Below are 21001 nucleotides of genomic sequence, written 5' to 3' on the forward strand. Positions count from 1 at the left end.
AGTCGCCTCAGCCCTGCTGGAACAGTTCCGCCGGGAGCGGTTTCAGCAGGGCGTAGAGGTCGTCCGTGATGGGGCGGTCCCAGGCGGCGATGGTGACCAGGACGTTGTCGCTGCGGTCGAACTGGACGCAGGAGATCCGGCTCTCGGAGAGCTTGAGTCGGCGCACGATCAGCAGGTTGTCGCCCTGCATCACCGGCATGTCCTCGACGCCGACGACGGTCACCTCCTCGTCGTTCTCCAGCGCGAGGAGCAGTTGCGCGACCTCGAACGGGATCTCGTCCTCGGCGACGTCGCGGGCCGGGGAGCCCTCCGGGAGGTTGCCGATGACCATCGCGGGGCCGCGGCCGCCGAAGAGGTCGTAGCGCAGGAAGACACCCTGGCAGCTGCCGTCGGGAGCGGGCAGCAGGCCCGCGCCGAGGTTACCGGGCCAGTCGCCCGGATCCATGGCCAGCACATCGAATTCGGGGCCGGCGGGGGTGGCGCTGCGGCGGCGGAGGAACGACATGTCGCAATGGTACGGGGTGCCGTCCGGCAGTGGAGCCGTGGTCATGTGCCGGGTGCGGATCGTTGTTCGGGTGCGGCGCCGTGGGGGCTGGGCGCGCCCGCGCGGCGGAGCCGCAAATTGATACAGCCCCGCGCCCCTAGGGGGTTCAGCCCGCCGTTGGTTGAATCAGTGCCGTTTCCAGGCCCGTGCGGTCCGTGCCCAGTTTTCGGTAGGCCGCTGACAGGAGGCGCACTGCCGTCTGTTCGTCCGTGTCGAGTTCTACGGCGATCTCGTGGTCGGTGCTGCCGTGGGTAGCCAGGGTCGCGGCAGCACGTTCTCGGGACGTGAGGGTGTCGGTTTCGGTGCTGTGGAGGCGGCGGGGGCGTAGGCCTGCTGCTGCCAGTTCGGAGCGGGCTGTGTCGGCCAGGCCGTCGGCGCCGCATTGGACGGCTGCGTCGAGGCCTCGGTAGAGGTGGTCGCCGGCTTCCCTGGACCGGCCGGCGCGGCGGAGTTCGGTGCCGAGGGCGACGAGGGCGCAGGCCAACTCGTAGGCGGCCGGGGAGCGTTCGAGGTGGGTGACGGACTCTTCGAGGAGTTTGCTGCGGGCCGAGCCGGAGGAGACCTCGGCGGCGATGCGCAGGGCCTGGCCGATCGCGGACGGGGTGCCGAACTGGCGGGCGCGAGCGACCGCTTCGTGCGCGGTGGCGACCGCGCGCTCTGGGGTGTCGTGGCTCTCGGCGCGGGCCAGGTGGAGCTGCCAGGGGCACCACGCGGGGTTGCGGATGCCGCGCGGGTCCAGGCGGCGGCCCGCGGAGGCCAGCTCGGCGGCGGCCTCCTTGGCGAGACCGCGGGCCAGGAGCAGTTCGCCGTAGACGGTCTGGGCGTCCGGGAAGACGACGGCGGCCGGGAAGGGCTCCGCGAAGGCGTGGTCCTCGGCGAGTTGGGTGGCCTCCGCGACCCGGCCGCGGGCCAGCAGGACCTCGATGAGGATGCCGGTGCCGTACCAGTAGACGGGGGTGCCGGGTCCGACGCGTTCGGCTAGGCGCAGGCCCGCGCGGGCGAAGTCCTCGGCCTCGGCCAGGCGGCCGCGCCGGTAGCGGAGGTAGCCGAGGAAGGTGTAGCCGAAGGACAGGTGCGCGCCGCGCCAGCCCTGTTGTTCGAAGTCGGCGATGCCGGTGGCAAAGAGTTCCTCCGCGCGGCCCGGTCGGTCGCAGTACATGAAGGTGAGGGCGACCAGCACCGGCACCTCGAAGCCGCGGTCGGCCTCGGCCCAGCCGAGGCCACCACTCAATGCGCGTTCGGCATGGTGGAGGGCCACATGTGCGGGTTCACCACGGAGTACGGCGTCCCAGGTGCGCAGGCCGACGATGTACCGCTCGGTGAGGTCGCGGCCCTTGAGGCGGTCGGCGAGTTTGGTGAGGCGGCGGGAGCGCGAGGGGTGGTCGGGTTCGTCGGCGCGGAAGGCGTCCCACATGAACTGCTCGGAGAGCATGCGGAGTTTGACCCGGGCGTCGTCGGTGACGCGGATCTCGCGGGCGAGGGTGTCGGAGGCCTCGGCGAGGCGGTCGCTGTGGGCGAGGACCTGGGAGAGGCGGTAGACGATGTTCTGCCGCAGGCCGGCGTCGCTGATCGGCTCTTCGAGGGCGGCCCGAAGGTGGTTGACGGTGGTCGCCGGCTCGGTGAGCAGGGAGGCGCTGCCCAGTTCGTACAGGACGGCGGCCCGGTCGTCGAAGGGCGGGGGTTCGCGCAGAGCGCGGGCGAGGTAGCTGCGGGCCGTGTCGGGGGCGCCCGCGCGCAGGATCTCGCCGGCCGCGGCACGGAGTTGCTGGACGACCCAGTTGTCGCCGTCGGGGTGGGTCTCCATGAGGTGGCGGGCGGCGGCGGAGGGACCCTGGCCCTCGTTGATGACAGACCAGGCGGCCTGGCCGTGCAGGGCCACGCGGACGCCGGCGGGGATGGCCCGGTAGACGGCGGTGGCGATGAGCGGGTGGACGAATTCGAGGGTGCCCGCGGCGGTGAGGGTGGCGGTCAGGATGCGGGCGCCGCGCAGTGCGTCGACGGCGTCGGCGGCCTCCTCGTGGCCGAGTCCGGCGACGGCGGCGGCGAGCATCGGATGGGGTTCGGTGCCGAGGACCGCGCAGGCCCAGGCGAAGCGGACGGTCGAGGTGCCGAGGCGTTCGAGGCGGGTGGTGAGGCCGCTGCCCTTGACGGCGGCGGCGAGGTCGCGCAGTTGGTGGGCCCCGGCCTCGGTGGGGTTCAGGCCGCGGTCGTGGATCTTGGCGGCGAGTTCGACGGTCTCGAACGGGTTCCCGGCGGTGACCGCCCAGCACTCGTGGCAGAACGCGTCGTCGGCGTGCTCGCCCAGCGTCTCCCGCACCAGGTCGGCGACGGCCGCGACACTGAGCGGTTCGAGGTCGAGAGGGCGTCCGCCGGCCCGGCCGGGCAGCCCCCTGAACGACTCGGCGTGGTCGGGGAGTTCGTCGGGCCGGTAGGCGACCACGACCAGCAGCGGGAGTTGTTCGGCGCGGGGCGCGAACGCGGCCAGCCAGCCCAGGGATTCGGGGTCGGCCCAGTGCGCGTCGTCGAGGACGAGGACCATCGGGGCACGGTTGACCGCGAGGTGGGTGAGCACCCAGTCGAGGCCGTCACGCAGACCCTGCTGGTCCGGCGGGGAGCCTTCGGTGGGGGCGCACAGGCCGAGGGCGGGGCCGACGATGTCGTACCAACTCCCCAGCGCGGTACGGAGATCGGCGTCGGCCGAACCGGCGAACTGGGGTTGCAGCAGCTGTCGGGCGACGTGGAAGGCGACGCGCTGTTCCTGGTCGCCGCCCCGCGCGGAGAGCACGGTGCAGCCCTGGGCGGCGGCGCGGCGACGTACTTCGGTGAGGAGGGTGGTCTTGCCGATACCGGCCCGTCCCGCGAAGGCGAGCAGGGCACCGCGCGGCCGGTCGCCCGGTTCGGCCCCGTCCGTGCGTAAGCCGGTGAGTGCGCCCAACGCCTCGTCCACGGCGGCGAGTTCACTCTCCCGTTCGAAGAGTGTCCTTCTGCTGCGTGCGCTCCGCTGTCCCATCCCATACCCCCTGCCACGGTGGTGCGCCCGCGCGGGGAGCGAACGCGCACCGTGAGCTACAGGGACCTCAGCGTACGCTTCCCGAGGGTCGCGCGACCCGCTAGTCGGCGAAGGCGTACCGGCCGGTTTTCCTGTGTCGTGCGTGACGACGGGCGACGAGGGTTTCGCGGGTGAACTGCCGTTCTTGGACCCCTTGGTGGGGCCGGGCACCCCGTTCCGAATTGTTCACGGAGTGACTGCCGGGGACGCTGGAGGACGGCGTGCGCGAGCCGCACGCGCTGCTGGTCTCGACGGCTGGTACCGACAGCAGACCGACGGCACGGACCTTGATCCGCAAGGGAGTTGGACCCGAGGGCTGACGGTTCGCGTCGGACGGCGACAGTGTCGAGGCCCGCGATACCACCCAACGGCCCTTCGCCGCACCGACGTTCCACTGGTCGCTCCGCGGCCGCCGGCCGCAACGCCTCATGGACGGACCTCATTCCTCCAACGCCGTCGGCGGCACCACCGCCACCGGACTCGCCGCGTGCAGCAGGACCGCCTGAGTGACCGATCCGATCAGACGGGCCGGGGACAGCAGACGGCGGCGATGGCGGCCCACGACGACCAACTCGGCGTCCTTGGAGGCGGCGACGAGGTGACCGGCCGCGTCACCCGGGGCTACGTACGGCTCGGTGCGGACGTCCGGGTGGTGTTCGCGGTGCGGGGCGAGGAGGGACTCGGTGAGGGTGCGGGTCTCGTTCTCGATGTCGTCCTGGTCGATGACGGGCGGGACGAGTTCACCGGGGGACGCCCAGGCCTGCGGCGGCCACGGGTAGGCGGCGACGACCTGGAGGCGGGCTCCACGCCGGGCTGCCTCGGCGAAGGCGAAGGAGAGGGTGATCTCGTCGGGGCTGTCCACGTGCAGGCCGACGACCACTCGGGGTCCGGGCTCGGCCGGAGGCGCATCGTGCACCTCGCGCCCGGGCCGAGGCACGACGACGACCGGGCAGTCGGCGTCACGGGCGGCGGCCATGCCGTTGGAGCCGAGCAGCAGGCTGGCGAAGCCACCGCGACCTCGGGAGCCGAGCACCAACAGCTGTGCGCTGGAACCGAGTTCGGGCAGTACGGCACCCGGAGCGCCGTGGAGCCCGAGGTACTCCACGACAGGCCGGTCGGCCTGCCCTTCGACATACGTACGGACCTGCTCGAGCACCTCGTCCGGGTCCGGCGGCCCGGCGACCAGGACACCGGGCGGGGTCCAGGCGGCGGCGTACTGCCACACATGGACGACCCGCAACGGCGCCCCGCGTCCACGGGCCGCGTCGAGGGCCCAGTCCAGGGCGCGCAGGCTGTCGTCCGAACCGTCGACCGCCGCGATGACCGGCAGGGTGCTCATGGGTTCCTCTCCTCCGGAGTAACGGGACTTTCCTCCGCTGCCAGCCTGGCTCAGGCGTCGGCCCCGCAAGGGTTCCCAAGGTCGCGTGTCCGGAAAATCAGGCGGGACACCCTTCCACGGTGGTGACGGCGATGGCGACGAGTCGGCGTTCGCGGCCCAGGGCCCGGTCGAGGAGGCGCACCGGGCGGTACATGAAGAAGCGTCGCCTCATCATCTCCTGGACGCGGGCGGTCTCCGCCGGATCCAGGAGCCTGGCAGTCGCCCGCACCGCGGGTACGCCGACGGGGACGGCGCCCTTCATGTCGCACGGCGCGATGGTCACCTGAGGGTTGTCGCGGATCCGCTTGACCTTCCCGGTCTCCGGCGGTGTCAGGACGTAGAGGGTGTCGTCCTGTACGAGGCAGCCGACCGGGGTGGGGACGGCCTGGCCGTTGCAGCGGAAGGTGGTGAGGCTGACGTAGCTGCCCCTGCCGATGCGGTCGAGGGCCTGGTCGAAGTCGCTGCGCGGGGTGGTCATGCGGGTCTCCAGGGCTAGCGGGTTTTCCGGGGGCTAGCCGGTTTTCCAGGGGCTAGCGGGTTTTCCGGTCGGCGAGGGCACGGGCCGTGCGCGCGGCCTGCTCCTCGACGGAGGACCGGGTGTTCCAGCGGCCGGGCAGCATGTCCTGCTGCTGGAACAGAGCCAGACCATGGGCTGCCGCGGCCACCTGGACGAGCAGTTCGAACGCCTCGTCCGGGTCGGGGGCGAGGCGGCTGGTGACGGGCATCAGGTCGTCGTGCAGGGCACCTCCCGCCGTGGCCAGTTCGGGGTGCCGGCTCTTGTCGAGACCGGCCAGGAAGGTGATGTCGAAGAGGGCGCGCTCCTCGGCGGCGAACCGTACGTAGGCGGTCGCGAAGGCCGCCAGCTGCTCGACCGGGTCCGAGTGCGCGGCCAGCGCGATGCGGTAGCGGCGCCGCTGCTCCTCGTAGCCCTTCAGAGCCAGCGAGGCCAGCAGTGCCTCCCGGTCGCTGAAGTGCTTGTAGGGGGCCGACACGCTCACCCCGGCTCTCCGGCACGCCTCGGCGAGGGTGAACCCGTGCGGGCCGCGCTCGCCGACCAGGGCGAGGGCCGCCTCCTCCAGCGCGTTGCGCAGATCTCCGTGGTGGGTGCCGGTGGGGCGCCGTTTGACTGCCATGCCGACAAGGTTAACACTATTAACCATAGGTGAATGGCATTCACCTTCGGCGCGACCGTCTAGTCCCCGTACGACTTCTGGAGGAACCGATGACCGGATCGAACCCCGCGCACTGGACAGCCCGAGCCATCCCCGACCAGCACGGCCGCACCGCCGTGATCACAGGTGCCAACACCGGCATCGGATTCGAGACGGCCAAGGCGCTCGCCCTGCGCGGAGCAGAAGTGGTCCTGGCGGTACGGGACACCGACAAGGGCAAGCGCGCGGCGGAGGAGTTGACTCTCGTCGCGCCGACCGCGCGGGTGCACGTCCAACGCCTCGACCTGAGTTCGCTCGCCTCGGTCGGCGACGCGGCCGGCGAACTAAGAGATGCCTACGCCCGGATCGACCTGCTGATCAACAACGCCGGCGTGATGTACACCCCGCACCGGACGACCTCGGACGGCTACGAGCTCCAGTTCGCAACCAACCACCTGGGGCACTTCGCCCTGACCGGGCTGCTGTTGGACCTGCTGCCGCCCTCGTCCGCCTCCCGCGTCGTCACCGTCAGCAGCGCGGGCCACCGCATGGGCGGCCCGATCGATCTCGACGATCTCGACTGGCGCAGCCGCCCGTACGACCGGACCGCCGCGTACGGGCACTCCAAGCTGGCCAACCTGCTGTTCACCTACGAGCTCGACCGCAGGCTGCCCGCCGGCGGGCCGCTGGCCGTCGCCGCGCATCCCGGCGGCGCCGACACCACCGGCTCCCGGAGCGCGATGTCGCACTCCTCCGCCCTCACCCGCACGGCCTTCGCGGCGATCCGACCGCTGCTCCTCCAGTCCCCCGAGAGGGGAGCGCTGCCCGTGCTGCGCGCCGCGACCGACCCGGGCGTACGGGGCGGCGAGTACTACGGCCCACATGGATTCCAGCAGAGCAAGGGCTACCCCAAGGTGGTCCGCTCCAGCCCGCAGTCGTACGACACGGAGCTGCAGCGCCGCCTGTGGGCGCTCTCCCAGGAGATGACCGGTATCGCGTTTCCATCAGGCACGCAGCCCGGCCGCCACTCTCACGAGTAAAGGCCGGGCTGCCGATGAGTGTGCGCACTTCCCGCGATGATTCGCCGGGGAACCTGCACCTTCAGGTGAGGTCGAACTCCCCTTCCCGCGCCCCCGACACGAACGCGCCCCATTCCGCGGGCGTGAAGATCAAGGAAGGGCTTTCCGGGCGGCCACTGTTGCGCATCGCGATAAATCCCTCGACAAAAGCGATCTGGACATCCCCCCGTCCACGGCTGCCTGAGTGCCAATCGGCGTCACTGAGGTCCAGCTCCGGCTTGTCCCAGCCCGCAAGCGGGTGCTGCTGGATGGTGCTCTCGGCCACGTCCGTGCTCCTCCCGATTCGTCGTCCGCGGCCAGCCTAGCGATCGGTTTCTGATGCCAACAGGCCACGTGAGGGGGACCTTTCAGGAGGCGGGTGGTTCGCTGCCCACGAGCCACATCGAGAAGAACTGCGATCCGCCGCCATAGGCGTGCCCGAGAACCCGTCGAGCACCCTCCACCTGGTGTTCTCCGGCCTGGCCGCGCACCTGAAGGGCAGCCTCCGCGAAGCGGATCATGCCCGAGGCGCCGATCGGATTGGTGGAAAGCACACCCCCTGACATGTTCACGGGAAGGTCGCCGTCCAGCTCGGTCACTCCCGATTCGGTGAGCTTCCACCCCTCCCCCTCCTCGGCGAATCCGAGGTTCTCCAGCCACATGGGCTCGTACCAGGAGAACGGCACATACATCTCCACGGCGTCGATGTCCCGGCGCGGATCGGCGATCCCGGCCTGCCGGTACACGTCGGCGGCGCAGTCCTTGCCGGCCTGTGGCGACACACAGTCTTTTCCGGCGAACAGTGTGGGTTCGCTACGCATGGCGCCCCCATGCATCCAGGCCGCCGGACGTGGTGCGCGAGCCGCCCCTGCCTGGTCGGTGAGCACCATCGCGCACGCACCGTCCGAGGAGGGGCAGGTCTCCGAGTACCGGATCGGGTCCCACAGCATCGGCGAGGCCTGGACCTTCTCCAGGGTGATGTCGTGCTCGTGGAGATGCGCGTAGGGGTTCTTCAGCGCGTTGCGCCGGTCCTTGTACGCCACCAGGGAGCCGACCGTGTCGGGCGCCCCGGTGCGCCGCATATAGGCGCGCACGTGCGGCGCGAAGAACCCGCCCGCGCCGGCAAGTAGCGGCTGCTGGAAGGGAATCGGCAGAGACAGTCCCCACATGGCGTTCGACTCGGACTGCTTCTCGAAGGCCAGCGTCAGAACCGTGCCATGCACACGGGCCGCGACGAGATTCGCGGCGACGAGCGCGGTGGACCCGCCCACCGACCCGGCGGTGTGCACCCGCAGCATGGGCTTCCCTACGGCGCCCAGCGCGTCGGCGAGATACAGCTCGGGCATCATGACGCCCTCGAAGAAGTCCGGCGCCTTCCCGATGACCACGGCGTCGATGTCGGCCCACGTCAACTCGGCGTCGTCCAGCGCCCGTTGAGCCGCCTCCCGCACCAGCCCCGCGATCGACACGTCCCGCCGAGCGGCGACATGCTTGGTCTGGCCGATCCCTACGACGGCCACGGGCTCCTTGCTCATCGCGGATCCCCTTCGAGTACGGCGACCAGGTTCTGTTGCAGACAGGGGCCGGAGGTGGCGTGGGCGAGGGCCCGGTCGGACTCGCCCCGATGGATACGGGCCGCGGCCTCCCCGATGCGGATCAGCCCGGCGGCCATGACGGGATTCGCGGCGAGGGCACCCCCGGACGGGTTGACGCGCACGTCGTCGCCAAGGCGCAGCGCCTTGCGCAGAACGACCTCCTGCGCGGTGAACGGCGCGTGCAACTCGGCGGTGTCGACGGGCCGTTCGAACGCCCCGGCCTTCTCGGCGGCGAGCCGCGTGGACGGCGAGTCGGTCAACTCCCGTACACCCAGCCCGTGCGCCTCGATCCGATGGTCGATCCCCCTGATCCAGGCGGGCCGTTCGCACAGCTCGCGGGCCCGGTCCCCGGCCGCGAGGATCACGGCGGCGGCACCGTCACCGACCGGCGGACAGTCGCCGGTGCGCAGCGGTCGTACGACATAGCCGCCCTGCGGCACCGAACCCCGCACCTGCGCATGGGAGTTGGCGCTCGCGTCGGTCCGGCTGCGGGCGGCCACGGCGGCGAGCGCGGGCTCGTCGGTGTCGCCCGCGTCGATGAGGGCCTGGGCCTGGAGGGCGGCGAGCGCGACGGAGTCCGGCCAGAGGGGGGCGACGTAGTAGGGGTCGAGCTGTCGGGTCAGAACGTCGCGCACCGAGCCCGGGGACGACTTGCCGTACGAGTAGACGAGCGCGGTGTCGGCGTCGCCGGTGAGCAGCTTGGTCCACGCCTCGTAGAGCGCCCAGGCGCCGTCCATCTCGACGTGCGACTCGGAGATCGGCGGCCAGGCGCCGACGCCGTCGAGAGCGAGGGTGAAGGAGAAGGCACGGCCGGCGAGGTAGTCGCTGGAGCCGGAGCAGGTGAAGTCGATGTCGGCGGTTTTCAGCCCGGTCTGTTCGAGGACGCCGTGCAGGACCGGCATCAGCATCTCCACCTCGGAGAGCTCGTCGGTGGTCCGCCGGTGGTCGGTCTGCGCGAAGGCGACGACGGCGATCTCCCGTATCGCAGCGGCTCCTTGCATCACAGCAGCTCCTTGTAGACGTCGTAGTCCGCGTCGGGCTCGCCGGTCGGCCGGTAGTGGTCCGGATACCGGCCCCCCTCGCTCCACAGCGCCTCGACGCGCAACCCCATGCGCACCTGGTCGTACGGAATCCCGCCGATGCGCCCGTGCAGCGCGAGGTCCGCACCGTCGAGGGCGATGTGCGCGTAGACGTACGGCACCTCTATGTCGAGGTTCTTCGCCTTGATGTTGACGATGCAGAACGTGGTGACTGTGCCGCGCGGACCCACTTCGACATGTTCCACTGTGGCGACACCACATGTGGGACACGCACCCCTCGGCGGGACGTACACCTTGCGACAGGAGGGGCAGCGCTCGCCGACGGTCCGTTGTTCGGAGAGCGCGTGGATGTAGTCGGTCTGGGCACGGCCGGGCGAGTAGATGTAGTCGAGGCGCGCGGGGGCCACGATGCCGGTGACCATGTCCTCGAACTCACCGGTGTGGGCGGCGGGTTGATGTCCCTCGTCGCCGCCTCCTTCACCTTCTCCCTCGTACGGTTCGAAGCAGGCGATGTCCGTGATGGCACCAGCGCGTTCCTCGGCCCAGCGGACGCGGACGCGCATACCGGTGCGGACGGCATCGGGGCCGGGAGCGTCCAAGGCATGCAGGAGGGCGGTGTCGGCACCGTCGAGCCGGACCAGCACCCAGGCGAAGGGGGTGCCGAGGGGCTGACCGCGCCGGGGCTCATGGTTCCAGGCCCAGGTGGTGACCGTTCCGGTGGCGGCGACCTGGACGAGATCGCGGATCTCCTCAGCGGTGACGGGGTCGTACTCGACGGGAGGGACGAGGGTACGGCCGTCTCTGGTCTTCACGCCAAGGACAACGCGCTCGCGCAACCCGGTGAGGAACGCGCTCTGGATCGGGCCGAGGGAGCGGGTAAAGGGAAATTCGAGGACGAGGGGAGCTTTAAGCACTTCGGGCACGGCATTCTCCTAACTGAACAGTTGGGGCCGAGCACTCCCACCCAGGGGCGCGGGGAACTGCGCGACCAGCCACAACGAACCCGCAGACAAAAGCGGACCGACCAGCAGAACGCCTACGCCCGCTTATAAACAGGCGCCCGCTTCTCCGCAAAGGCACGAGCCCCCTCCTTCGCATCAGCAGTATCGAAGATCGGCCAGCCGCGTTTGAGTTCAGAGGCGAGCCCATCCGTCTCAGACTGCTCGGCGGTCTCGTACACCGACGCCTTCACCGCTTCAACCGCCAACGGCCCACACGCATTGACAAGTTCGGCAATCTCCAGCGCCTTGTCGAGGGCAGTCCCGTCAGGCACAACATGCCCGACCAGACCGATATCCGCCGCCTCCCGCGCGCTGTACGGCCGCCCGGTAAGCAGCATCTCCAAAGCATGAGTACGCGGAATCTGCCGCTGAAGCCGCACAGTTGACCCCCCGATCGGGAACAACCCACGCTTCACCTCGAACAACCCAAAGGTCGCCGACTCCCCTGCAACCCGAATATCGGTCCCCTGCAAGATCTCCGTACCGCCGGCCACGCAGTACCCCTCGACAGCCGCGATCACCGGCTTGCGGGGCCGGTGGTGCCGCAGCATCGCCTTCCAGTGCAGATCCGGGTCAGCCGTGAGCCGATCCCGGTACTGCTGCCCCTCCATGGCTTTGCCGGCCAGGGCCTTGAGATCCATCCCCGCACAGAACGCACCCCCCGCCCCGGTCAGCACGATCGACCGGATCGCGTCGTCCGCGTCGGCCTCGACCCAGCCGTCGTACAGCCCGACCAGCATCGGCAACGAGAGCGCGTTCTTGGCCTCGGGCCTGTTGAGCGTGAGCACCAGCGTGGCGCCTTCGCGCCGCACGGTCAGGTGTTCCGTACCGCCCATTGCCGTCCTCCCGTCGCCGTACCGCCTCCGGAACGAGAACAGGTTGCAGGAGGCGCCCTGCCAGTACAAGGGGTTTCTGACACTCAGTCAGATTTCTTCTGCGCGGACCCTTCACAGTTGTCGCGCCCTTTGCTCTGATGACCGGCGAACCGACGTCAGGAGGAGTGGTGGAGTACAACATTGCCGACCTGTTCGAGTCGGTCGTCGACGTGGTCCCGGACCGCGAGGCGCTCGTGTACATCGACCACCCGGGCACGGGCGCGGAACGCCGCCTGACCTACGCGGAGTTGGACGCCGCCGCCAACCGCATCGCCCATCACCTGATCGCCGCCGGGATCCGTCCGGGTGAGCACCTCGGGCTGCATCTCTACAACGGCATCGAGTACTTGCAGACGGTGCTGGGCTGCCTCAAGGCGCGGGTTGTCCCAGTCAACGTCAACTACCGCTACGTAGAAGAGGAGTTGGTGTACCTCTACCGGGACGCCGATCTCGTGGCGCTGGTCTTCGACACGGAGTTCACCGAGCGGGTGGCGGCCGCGCTGCCGCGTGCGGAGCAACTGCGGCACCTGGTACGAGTGGGAGCACCGCAGGCTGACGGACCGGACGTACCCGCCGTGGCCTTCACGGACGCGGAGGCCACCGGGTCTCCCGGGCGCGGGTTTCCGGCGCGGTCGGCGGACGACCAGTTCATCATCTACACCGGCGGTACGACCGGGATGCCCAAAGGTGTGATGTGGCGCCAGGAGGACCTGTTCTTCTCGGGGCTCGGCGGCGGTGCGCCGACCGGCGAACCGGTGCGGAAACCCGAGGAGTTGGCCGAGCGGGTCGCGGCCGGCGGGGCCGGGATCACGTTCTTCCCCGCTCCTCCGCTGATGCACGGCACGTCCACGCTCACGGCGTTCATCGGCTTCAACTTCGGCCAACGCATCGTGATCCACCGCAAGTTCGTGCCGGAGGAGGCGCTGCGGACCATCGAGAGGGAGAAGGTCACCAGCATGTCCCTGGTCGGCGACGCGATGCTGCGCCCGCTGATCGACGCCCTCAACGGGCCTATGAAAGGCACCGATTGCTCGTCGATGTTCAGCGTCTCGTCATCGGGCGCGATCATGTCGGAGACGGTGCGCAGGCAGTTCCAGGAGCTGCTCCCGAACACCATGCTGCTGAACAACTACGGCTCGTCCGAGTCCGGCTTCAACGGCACGGCCACGGCCGACTCGGGGGCCGGACAGTCCTTCCGGATCCGCGTCAACTCCCGTACCCAGGTGGTCGATCCGGCCACGTACGCCCCGGTCGCCGTCGGTGAGATCGGTCGGGTCGCGCAGTGCGGTCACGTACCGCTCGGCTACTACAACGACCCGAGGAAAACCGCCGAAACCTTCTTCGAGAAGGACGGCCAGCGGTGGGTCCTGCTCGGCGACATGGCGACCGTGGACGAGGAGGGCGTCGTCACGGTCCTCGGCCGCGGCTCGCAGTGCATCAACACCGGTGGGGAGAAGGTGTATCCGGAGGAGGTCGAGCAGGCGCTCAAGTCGCATCCGGATGTCTACGACGCCCTGGTGGCCGGGGTGCCGGACGTGCGGTGGGGCAACCATGTGGCAGCCGTCGTACAGCTGCGGGCGGATGCGGTACGGCCGTCGCTGGACGAGATCCAGACGCACTGCCGCACCCACCTCGCCGGGTACAAGATCCCGCGCCAGCTGGTGTTCGCGGAGTCCATCCAGCGGTCTCCGAGCGGCAAGGCGGACTACCGGTGGGCGCGGGAGGTGGCGGTCGCCGCAGATCAGTGAGTCAACAGTGGGTCAACGCGCAGGCCCGATTGAACTGACGGTAGCGTGCGGCCGTACCGATGGTGACGAATCTGGTGGCCCGGGCCAGGTCCGCTGTGCCGTCACCGGGCTCAGCACGGAAGGACGTTCGGGTGCCGCTCTTCACTCGCTCTCACCCACTGCCGGATCAGAAGGCCTCTGGGGAGACCGACCCGACAGCGGCGACGGAGGCCGCCACACCACCCGAACCACAGGACCCACCCGAGCCACGCGACTCGGACACGACCGAGGGCCACGGTTCAGTGGACGCGAACGAGGCACGGGAATCGGCCGACGCGAACGAGCCGCCGGAATCGGCCGACGCAGCCGATGCGGCTGACGCGGCTGGCTCTGTCGGCGCGGATGGATTGGCCGAAGCTCGCGAGTCGGCCAAGCCCGCCGAGCCTGCTGAATCCGCCGCACCCACAGGGTCCGACGAGTCCCCTGAACCCGCGCAGGCCGCCGAGGACGCGGAGTCCGCCGAGCGCGTAGAGCCCAGCGAGGTCGAAGAGCCCGCTGACTCCGCCGCGCCCGTTGAGTCCACGGCGCCCAGCGAATCCTCAGATTCCGGCGAGTCCACGGAATCCGCAGACCTCACAGATTCTGCCGAACCCGGCGAGGCCGCAAAGACCGGCGCCCCAACGGAATCCGCCACGCCCGGCAAGCCTCCGGAATCCGCCGCATCCGCCGAGACCACTGACCCCGCAAAGTCAGCCGCTCCCGGCGAGACCGCCATGCCCGCGGAGTCCGCCGCGCCCGGCGACCCCACCGACCCCACCGAGCGATCCTCCCAACTCCCCCTCCACGCGGGGCTGTTCGGCTGGCGCCACCGTTACCCCCGTACCGCACGTGCCGTAGGGGTGGGCACAAGCGTGCTGGCCGGTGCGTTGCTGCTCGTCGCGATGGTCGTGCCCGACCGGCTCGACCGGATGACGTTCCAGTCGTTCCTCCGACTGCCCGTGGAACTGATCGTCCTCGCGGTCGTGCTGCTCGCACTGCCGTCGCGGGCCCGGCGGATCACCGCCGTCGTGCTGGGTGCGTTCGTCGGGCTGTCCGCCGTGCTGAAGTGCCTCGACATGGGCTTCTACGAGACCTTGGCCCGGCCGTTCGACCTGGTCTTCGACTGGGTTCTGCTGAGCGACGCGGCGGACTGGATGAAGGACTCGTTCGGTCGCTCCGGCGAGGTGCTCGCGATCATCGGCGTGATCCTTCTGCTGCTCGCCGTGCTCGCCGGCAGCGCGCTCGCGATGGTGCGGCTCGCGGACGTGATGGCCAGGCACCGCCCCACGGCCGTACGCACCACACTTGTCCTCGGTGTCGCGTGGATCATGTGCTTCACCCTGAGCGTGCAGGTCGGCGGAGTCACCCTCGCCACCAAGGGCTACAGCCAGTTCCTCAGCAACCGTGTGAAGTACGTCCGCGACGGCCTCGGTGACGCCGACGTCTTCAAGAAGCAGCTCACCGTCGACGCCTTCGCGAAGACCCCGCCCAACCAGTTGCTGACCGGCCTGCGCGGCAAGGACGTGCTGTTCACCTTCATCGAGAGCTACGGCCGGGTCGCGCTCGACGACCCGACGATGGCGCCGGAGATGGACAAGACGCTCACGGCGGGCGACGCCCGGCTCAAGGCGGCCGGCTTCTCGTCGCGGAGCGCCTGGCTCAGGTCGCCGGTGACGGGCGCCGGCAGCTGGCTCGCGCACTCGACGTTCCTGTCCGGCCTGTGGATCAAGAACCAGCAGCGGTACCGGACCGTCACGACCAGCACCCGCGCGACGCTCACCAGCTACTTCCAGAAGACCGGCGCCTGGCGCACGGTCGGCATCGTCCCCGGTGTGCGCAAGTCCTGGCCCGAGGGCAAGTACTTCGGCCTCGACAACATCTACGACTCCACCCATCTCGGCTACAACGGCCCGTACTTCAGCTGGACGCCGGTGCCGGACCAGTTCAGCCTGGAGTCGTTCGAGAAGCTGGAGTACGGCAAGAAGAACCGCGACCCGATCATGGCGGAGATCATCCTGGCCTCCAGCCACAACCCCTGGTCGCCCATCGCCCACACGATCCCCTGGAACCAGCTCGGCGACGGCACGATCTTCAACCAGATCAAGAAGGAGGGCACGAACCCGACGGAGGTCTGGAAGAGCGCGAAGCGTGTGCGCACCGAGTACCGCAAGGCCATCCAGTACTCCGTGGACAGCCTGACCCAGTGGGTCCAGCGCTACGGCAACAAGAACACCGTCCTCGTCTTCCTCGGCGACCACCAGCCCGTCCCGACGGTCACCGGGGGCACCGCCGACCGGGACGTGCCGATCACGATCGTCGCCCACGACCCGAAGGTGCTGGACAAGATCTCCAGCTGGGGCTGGACGGACGGGCTCAAGCCCGCCGACAGCGCACCGGTGCTGGGCATGGACAAGTTCCGGGACCGCTTCATGACGGCCTACGCGAAGTGAGCCTCACCCTTTGAGGAACGCTTCGAGCGCCGCGAGAAACTCCTCCGGCCTGGCCTCGTGCACCAGATGCCCCGCGTCGACGGTGACCACCCGGGCACCGGGAATGCGCTCGGCCAGGACCGTGACCCACTCCTGAGGAACCCCGCTGGTGGGGCCACCTGCAATCACCAGCGTGGGCATGGTGATCCGCCCCATGTGGTCCCACCACATGGGGTTGGGGTCGTTGGCCTGCGCGTCGGAGGCCTCGATCATGGCCCAGTCGAACGGCAGCTCCCCCGCCGGGCGTTCGGTGGGCGACCGAGGCGGATCGAAGGGAATCGGCGCGGGCACATCCTCGAGGACCAGCCTCCGTACGACCTCGGGGGCCTCCTGCGCGAGCAGATACGCGACCATGCCGCCGAGGGAGTGTCCGACGACGTCGGCGCGTTCGATGCCGAGCGCCGCGAGGAGGGCGCGGATGTCGTCGCGCATCGCCGCGTAGGCGTAGGCGTCCGCCGTGGCTCCCGGCTCGGTGCCCGGCCAGTCACTGACCCCGTGGCCGCGTAGGTCGGGGGCGTACACGCGGTGCGGGACGGGGCCGGTGGCGAGCTGTTCGGCGATGGGCGTCCAGTCGGTGCCGTCGGCGCCCCGGCAGTGGAGCAGAAGGACGGGCGGCGCCTCTTCGGGGCCCCAGGCTCGGTAGGCGAGCGTGATGCCGTTCGCCTTGACGGTGCGGATCTCGGTGTCCATGCCAGGAACGTAGCCGGTGCGCCGCCGGGTCATCCGCCTGCTCTGCCGAGGGCAGAGACGCTCCGAGAAAGTGCGGGCAAACCTCTTGCCCCAGCGGTCAGTTGACTGGATTACTGATCCCACACACGTCGACCGAATGATCGGTCGCCTGAAATGGCACGATTGATGGAGGGGTGCGCCCATGGCCGACGCGGCGGAGCTGCTCGACTCGGGGGAACAGCTCGACCAGCACGCACTCAGGACACTGCAGTTGGAGCGGCTACGCGCCTCCCTCCGGCACGCCTACGCGAACGTGCCCTTCTACCGTCGGTCCTTCGACTCGGCCGGAATCCACCCGGACGACTGCCGCGCGCTCTCCGACCTCGCCCTTTTCCCGTTCACCACCAAGGTGGACCTGCGCGACAACTACCCGTACGGCATGTTCGCCGTCCCCGAGGACCGTGTCCGCCGTATCCACGCGTCGAGCGGCACCACCGGACGCCCCATAGTGGTCGGCTATACAGAGAACGACCTTTCCATGTGGGCGGACGTGGTGGCCCGTTCCATCCGCGCGGCGGGCGGACGGCCCGGGGACAAGGTGCATGTGGCGTACGGCTATGGGCTGTTCACCGGTGGTCTGGGCGCCCACTACGGTGCCGAGAGACTGGGCTGTACCGTCATCCCCGCGTCCGGCGGTATGACGGCACGCCAGGTGCAGATCATCCAGGACTTCAAGCCCGAGATCATCATGGTGACCCCGTCCTACATGCTCACGCTTCTCGACGAGTTCGAGCGGCAGGGAGTCGATCCGCGCGGCACCTCCCTGCGGGTCGGCATCTTCGGGGCGGAACCCTGGACCGAGCAGATGCGGCGGGAGATCGAGCAGCGGTTCGCGATCGACGCGGTCGACATCTACGGGCTGTCGGAGGTGATCGGTCCCGGTGTCTCGCAGGAGTGTGTGGAGACGAAGGACGGGCTGCACATCTGGGAGGACCACTTCTTCCCGGAGGTCGTCGATCCGATCACCGGTGAAGTCCTGCCCGAGGGCGAGAAGGGCGAGTTGGTGTTCACCTCGCTCACCAAGGAGGCCATGCCGGTGATCCGTTACCGCACCCGGGACCTGACCCGTCTCCTTCCCGGCACCGCCCGACCTGCTTTCCGCCGCATGGAGAAGGTCACCGGCCGCAGTGACGACATGGTCATCGTGCGCGGGGTGAACCTGTTCCCCACCCAGATCGAGGAGATCGTCCTGCGCACCCCGGGCGTCGCACCCCACTTCCAGCTCCAACTCACCCGCGAGGGCCGCCTGGACGCCCTCACCGTGCGGGCCGAGGCTCGCCCCGACGCCACTCCCGAGACCCGGGACGCGGCGGCCCGCGCCATCACCACGGCGGTGAAGGACGGCATCGGCGTCTCCGTCACGGTCGAGATCGTGGAACCCGAGACACTGGAGCGGAGCGTGGGCAAGATCCGGCGGATCGTGGACCTGCGGACGGCCTGAGACGACTCCCCCAGCCGAAAGCCCCGCCCGATAGGCGCAGTTACCCCAACCCCAGCAGTTCGGCCAGATTCCCACCCAGCACCCGGTCACGCACCTCGCCCGGAGCCGTGACCCGTTCCACCGTCGTACGTGCCACGACCGGGTCCCCGTAGGGGGCGTCCGAGCCGAAGAGGGTGCGGGTGGGAAGTTCATGGATGGCCCGGCGGACGGCGAAGACGATGTTCGCGGTGGAGAGTTCGAGGTGGAGGTTGGGGACGGCGCGGGCCAGTTCGATGGCCGACATCCAGTGTGTTCCGGCCAGTTGGCTGATCACCAGCGGCACCTTCGGGTAACGGGCGGCCAGTTGGGCGAGGGTGCGCAGGTCTGCCGCGGTGGTGGGCGCGAAGCCGTGGACGACGACCGGTAGTCCGGCGTGGTCGTCGGCCGCCCGGAGCACCGGCTCGACCAGGGCCGCCTGGTTCGGGGGCGGGGCGAGTTCCCCGATGCCGTACAGCCCGCGGCCGATCACCTCCCGCTCCACCCGGGCCGCGGTCTCGGCGTCGGGACGGCCGAGGGGGACGGATCCGAAGCCGAGGAAACGGTCGGGGTGTGCGTCGAGTGCCTCGTCCAACTCCCGCATCGCCAGGGCGAATCCGTCGTTGCCGGTACCGCCGGCCAACGCCCGTTCCAGCACACCCGTTTCGCCGCGGAGGGAGTCCAGGTCGGTGGCCCGTTCCGGGTGCGCGCGGGTGGGGAACAGCACCGTGCGGTCCACACCCGCGTCGTCGAGTGCCGACAGGTGGGCGTCGAGCGGGTCGTGGACATGGCTGTGGGCGTCGAGAATCACGTGCGTCTCCCTGAGCGTGCTGGCGGCCGCCCGGCGGAATGCCGGTGGCGGAGGCCAGTGTTGATCCCTGACACCGTGGGAAGGTCAAGTGGCAGAGGAGCGCGAGCCGGTGCTGATCGGGGAGCTGGCCGAGCGGACGGGCACCAACGAACGGCTGCTGCGCCACTACGAACGGACGGGGCTGTTGCGACCCGGGCGGCTGCCCAACGGCTATAGAAAGTACGCCGATTCGGACACCGCCGCTGTACTCCGCATCCGCGCGCTGCTCGCGGCCGGGCTGCCCACCCGGGTCATCCGGCACGTCCTGCCCTGCACCACGGACGAGGCTGCAGTTCAGCCGTGCCCGGGTGTACTCGACGCGCTGCGCGACCAGTTGAGCGCCCTGGACCGCCGGGCCGCCGAACTCGCCGCAGCCCGTGAGGTGTTGAGCGACACCATCGCCGCAGCGGAAGCGCGTACGGCTGCGACTCCCGGTTGACAGCTCGACAGGCAGCCCTCAGACGCCGAACCGCTCCCGCAACTCCCGCTTGAGGATCTTCCCGCTGGCGTTCCGCGGCAACTCGTCCACAAACTCGACCCGCTTCGGCGCCTTGAAGTGAGGGAGCTTCTCCCGGGCATGGTCGATGAGTTGGGCCTCGGTGACCTCGCCGCGTGGAACGACGATCGCCGTGACGGCCTCGATCCAGCGGTCGTCGGGGAGGCCGATCACGGCGACCTCGGCGACGCCCTCGTGGGTGTGGAGCACGTCCTCGACCTGGCGTGAAGCGACCAGTACACCACCGGAGTTGATGACGTCCTTCACCCGGTCGACGACGGTGAAGAAGCCGTGGGCGTCCCGTACCGCCAGGTCGCCGGAGTGGAACCAGCCGTCGCGGAAGGCCGCGGCGGTCTCCTCGGGCTTGTCCCAGTAGCCCTCGCACAACTGCGGTGACCGGTAGACGATTTCGCCGGAGGTGCCGTCGGGAACGTCCTTGCCGTCCTCGTCGACCACGCGCGCATCCACGAAGAGAACCGGACGGCCGCAGGAGTCCAGCCGGCCCTTGTGCTCGTCGGGGCCCAGGACCGTGGCCAGCGGGCCGATCTCGCTCTGCCCGAAGCAGTTGTAGAAGGCCAGCTTGGGGAGCCGCTCGCGCAGCCGCTCCAGGACGGGTACCGGCATGATCGACGCGCCGTAGTACGCCTTGCGCAGGCCGCTCAGGTCGCGGGTCTCGAAGTCGGGGCGGTTCGCCAGGCCGATCCAGACCGTGGGCGGGGCGAACAGGCTGTCCACGCGCCCGGCCTCGATCAGGTCGAAGAGCCGGTCGCCGTCGGGCGCGTCGAGGATGGTGTTCGTCGCCCCGACCGCCAGGTACGGCAGCAGGAACACATGCATCTGAGCCGAGTGGTACAGCGGCAGCGAGTGCACCGGCCGGTCCCCCGCGCTCAGATCCAGAGCGGTGATCGCGCTCAAGTACTCGTGCACCAGCGCCCGGTGAGTCATCATCGCGCCCTTGGGCAGCGCGGTCGTGCCCGAGGTGTAGAGCAGCTGCACCAGGTCGTCGGTGCGCGGCTCCGGCCCGTCGTACGGCGACGCCGACGCGAGCCGGTCAAGCAGCGAGCCGTCCGCGTTCCGCAGGGGCAACGTCCGTACGTCGTCGGGGAGTTGACCGGCGAGGTCGGGGTCGGTGAGCACCAGCGTGCTGCCGGACTGGCCGACGATGTACGCGAGGTCGTCGCCGGTGAGGTTCTGGTTGACCGGTACGTGCACGAGGCCCGCGCGGGCACAGGCCAGGAAGCCGATCAGATAGGCGTCGGAGTTGTGGCCGTAGGAGCCGACCCGGTCGCCCGGCGCGAGGCCCTGGTCGAGGAGCACGCTCGCCGCGCGGGAGACGGCGTCGTCGAGCTCCTCGTACGTCCAGGAGCGCTCGCCGTAGTCCACCGCCACGCGTGCGGGAGTGCGCCGGGCACTGCGTCGCAGTACCCCGTCAACCGTGCTGCCGTGTCCGGGCGTCATGACACATGATCCTCGGGCCGCCACCCGGGCAGGTCAAGCGGGCTGGTCGGGGTGGCCGGGTGGGCC

18 protein-coding genes are annotated in these 21001 nt (G+C 69.9%); 5 read left to right on the plus strand and 13 right to left on the minus strand.

All coding sequences use genetic code 11. From position 1 onward, the window contains the following. Nucleotides 1–7: 7 nt before the first annotated feature. From OG588_RS03450 to OG588_RS03470, 5 genes are all read right to left on the minus strand, one after another. Entirely contained in the window at nt 8–505 is a 498-nt protein-coding gene (locus tag OG588_RS03450; protein WP_026150557.1) for a hypothetical protein, read from the minus strand. Nucleotides 506–650: 145 nt separating this feature from the next. Further along, the gene (locus OG588_RS03455; RefSeq protein ID WP_405945969.1) at nt 651–3554 is read right to left on the minus strand and encodes an ATP-binding protein; all 2904 of its coding nucleotides are present in this window, start codon (nt 3552–3554) and stop codon (nt 651–653) included. A gap of 478 nt (nt 3555–4032) precedes the next feature. Then, on the minus strand, nt 4033–4932 hold the full coding sequence (locus tag OG588_RS03460) for a universal stress protein (protein WP_405945970.1): 900 nt from the start codon (nt 4930–4932) through the stop codon (nt 4033–4035). A 97-nt stretch (nt 4933–5029) separates the two neighbouring features. After that, nucleotides 5030–5449: a PPOX class F420-dependent oxidoreductase gene (locus tag OG588_RS03465; RefSeq protein ID WP_405945971.1), complete on the minus strand. Its 420-nt coding sequence runs from the start codon at nt 5447–5449 to the stop codon at nt 5030–5032. 52 nt (nt 5450–5501) lie between these two features. Further along, nucleotides 5502–6104 carry a TetR/AcrR family transcriptional regulator gene (locus tag OG588_RS03470; RefSeq protein WP_405945972.1) on the minus strand — a complete coding sequence of 201 codons (603 nt, stop codon included), beginning with the start codon at nt 6102–6104 and terminating at the stop codon, nt 5502–5504. Between the two features lie 89 nt (nt 6105–6193). Here OG588_RS03470 and OG588_RS03475 point away from each other — a divergent pair, with 89 nt between their 5' ends. Further along, nucleotides 6194–7162 (plus strand): oxidoreductase, encoded by a 969-nt coding sequence (locus OG588_RS03475; protein ID WP_405945973.1) that lies wholly within the window; start codon nt 6194–6196, stop codon nt 7160–7162. Nucleotides 7163–7223: 61 nt separating this feature from the next. Here the strand turns inward: OG588_RS03475 and OG588_RS03480 are convergent, their stop codons facing one another. The 5 genes from OG588_RS03480 to OG588_RS03500 all read right to left on the minus strand — a co-directional run bounded on the left by OG588_RS03480 (nt 7224) and on the right by OG588_RS03500 (nt 11652). Continuing rightward, nucleotides 7224–7466 carry a DUF397 domain-containing protein gene (locus OG588_RS03480; RefSeq protein ID WP_329243513.1) on the minus strand — a complete coding sequence of 81 codons (243 nt, stop codon included), beginning with the start codon at nt 7464–7466 and terminating at the stop codon, nt 7224–7226. Nucleotides 7467–7548: 82 nt separating this feature from the next. After that, complete coding sequence (locus OG588_RS03485; protein WP_405945974.1) at nt 7549–8715, minus strand: thiolase domain-containing protein; 1167 nt, start codon at nt 8713–8715, stop codon at nt 7549–7551. Further along, a complete protein-coding gene (locus OG588_RS03490; RefSeq protein WP_405945975.1) occupies nt 8712–9776 on the minus strand; it encodes a thiolase domain-containing protein in 1065 nt (354 codons plus the stop codon). Before OG588_RS03490 ends, OG588_RS03485 begins: the two co-directional genes overlap by 4 nt. Beyond that, nucleotides 9776–10738, minus strand: coding sequence for a Zn-ribbon domain-containing OB-fold protein (locus tag OG588_RS03495; RefSeq protein ID WP_405945976.1), 963 nt, complete (start codon nt 10736–10738; stop codon nt 9776–9778). The genes OG588_RS03490 and OG588_RS03495 overlap by 1 nt, the downstream gene beginning before the upstream one ends. Nucleotides 10739–10851: 113 nt before the next feature. Beyond that, the gene (locus tag OG588_RS03500; protein WP_405945977.1) at nt 10852–11652 is read right to left on the minus strand and encodes a crotonase/enoyl-CoA hydratase family protein; all 801 of its coding nucleotides are present in this window, start codon (nt 11650–11652) and stop codon (nt 10852–10854) included. 167 nt (nt 11653–11819) lie between these two features. Between OG588_RS03500 and OG588_RS03505 the strand changes: the two genes are divergently transcribed. Both OG588_RS03505 and OG588_RS03510 read left to right on the plus strand, forming a co-directional pair. Beyond that, nucleotides 11820–13439 (plus strand): acyl-CoA synthetase, encoded by a 1620-nt coding sequence (locus OG588_RS03505; RefSeq protein WP_405945978.1) that lies wholly within the window; start codon nt 11820–11822, stop codon nt 13437–13439. Nucleotides 13440–13825: 386 nt separating this feature from the next. Beyond that, nucleotides 13826–15907 carry a sulfatase gene (locus OG588_RS03510; protein ID WP_405945979.1) on the plus strand — a complete coding sequence of 694 codons (2082 nt, stop codon included), beginning with the start codon at nt 13826–13828 and terminating at the stop codon, nt 15905–15907. 3 nt (nt 15908–15910) lie between these two features. On the opposite strand, the gene OG588_RS03515 is transcribed toward OG588_RS03510, so the two are convergent. After that, complete coding sequence (locus OG588_RS03515) at nt 15911–16636, minus strand: alpha/beta fold hydrolase (protein WP_405945980.1); 726 nt, start codon at nt 16634–16636, stop codon at nt 15911–15913. Between the two features lie 181 nt (nt 16637–16817). Between OG588_RS03515 and paaK the strand changes: the two genes are divergently transcribed. After that, entirely contained in the window at nt 16818–18116 is a 1299-nt protein-coding gene (gene paaK / locus OG588_RS03520; RefSeq protein ID WP_405945981.1) for a phenylacetate--CoA ligase PaaK, read from the plus strand. Between the two features lie 40 nt (nt 18117–18156). Here paaK and OG588_RS03525 read toward each other — a convergent pair whose 3' ends face one another. Beyond that, complete coding sequence (locus OG588_RS03525; RefSeq protein ID WP_405945982.1) at nt 18157–18942, minus strand: amidohydrolase family protein; 786 nt, start codon at nt 18940–18942, stop codon at nt 18157–18159. 88 nt (nt 18943–19030) lie between these two features. On the opposite strand from OG588_RS03525, the gene OG588_RS03530 reads away from it, so the two are divergent. Next, nucleotides 19031–19420, plus strand: coding sequence for a MerR family transcriptional regulator (locus tag OG588_RS03530; RefSeq protein WP_405945983.1), 390 nt, complete (start codon nt 19031–19033; stop codon nt 19418–19420). An 18-nt stretch (nt 19421–19438) separates the two neighbouring features. Here OG588_RS03530 and OG588_RS03535 read toward each other — a convergent pair whose 3' ends face one another. Further along, nucleotides 19439–20935, minus strand: a complete 1497-nt coding sequence (locus OG588_RS03535) for an acyl-CoA synthetase (protein WP_405945984.1) — start codon at nt 20933–20935, stop codon at nt 19439–19441. Nucleotides 20936–21001: the final 66 nt, after the last annotated feature.

Origin of the sequence: Streptomyces prunicolor (assembly GCF_045162825.1) — a bacterium.
In the GTDB taxonomy this organism is placed as follows: Bacteria; Actinomycetota; Actinomycetes; order Streptomycetales; family Streptomycetaceae; genus Streptomyces; species Streptomyces prunicolor.

Bases quoted from the DNA above. Each gene is read 5' to 3' on its own strand.
- OG588_RS03450 (WP_026150557.1), bottom strand. From the start codon at position 505: ATGTCGTTCCTCCGCCGCCGCAGCGCCACCCCCGCCGGCCCCGAATTC.
- OG588_RS03455 (WP_405945969.1), bottom strand. From the start codon at position 3,554: ATGGGACAGCGGAGCGCACGCAGCAGAAGGACACTCTTCGAACGGGAG.
- OG588_RS03460 (WP_405945970.1), bottom strand. From the start codon at position 4,932: ATGAGCACCCTGCCGGTCATCGCGGCGGTCGACGGTTCGGACGACAGC.
- OG588_RS03465 (WP_405945971.1), bottom strand. From the start codon at position 5,449: ATGACCACCCCGCGCAGCGACTTCGACCAGGCCCTCGACCGCATCGGC.
- OG588_RS03470 (WP_405945972.1), bottom strand. From the start codon at position 6,104: ATGGCAGTCAAACGGCGCCCCACCGGCACCCACCACGGAGATCTGCGC.
- OG588_RS03475 (WP_405945973.1), top strand. From the start codon at position 6,194: ATGACCGGATCGAACCCCGCGCACTGGACAGCCCGAGCCATCCCCGAC.
- OG588_RS03485 (WP_405945974.1), bottom strand. From the start codon at position 8,715: ATGAGCAAGGAGCCCGTGGCCGTCGTAGGGATCGGCCAGACCAAGCAT.
- OG588_RS03490 (WP_405945975.1), bottom strand. From the start codon at position 9,776: ATGCAAGGAGCCGCTGCGATACGGGAGATCGCCGTCGTCGCCTTCGCG.
- OG588_RS03500 (WP_405945977.1), bottom strand. From the start codon at position 11,652: ATGGGCGGTACGGAACACCTGACCGTGCGGCGCGAAGGCGCCACGCTG.
- OG588_RS03515 (WP_405945980.1), bottom strand. From the start codon at position 16,636: ATGGACACCGAGATCCGCACCGTCAAGGCGAACGGCATCACGCTCGCC.
- paaK (WP_405945981.1), top strand. From the start codon at position 16,818: ATGGCCGACGCGGCGGAGCTGCTCGACTCGGGGGAACAGCTCGACCAG.
- OG588_RS03535 (WP_405945984.1), bottom strand. From the start codon at position 20,935: ATGACGCCCGGACACGGCAGCACGGTTGACGGGGTACTGCGACGCAGT.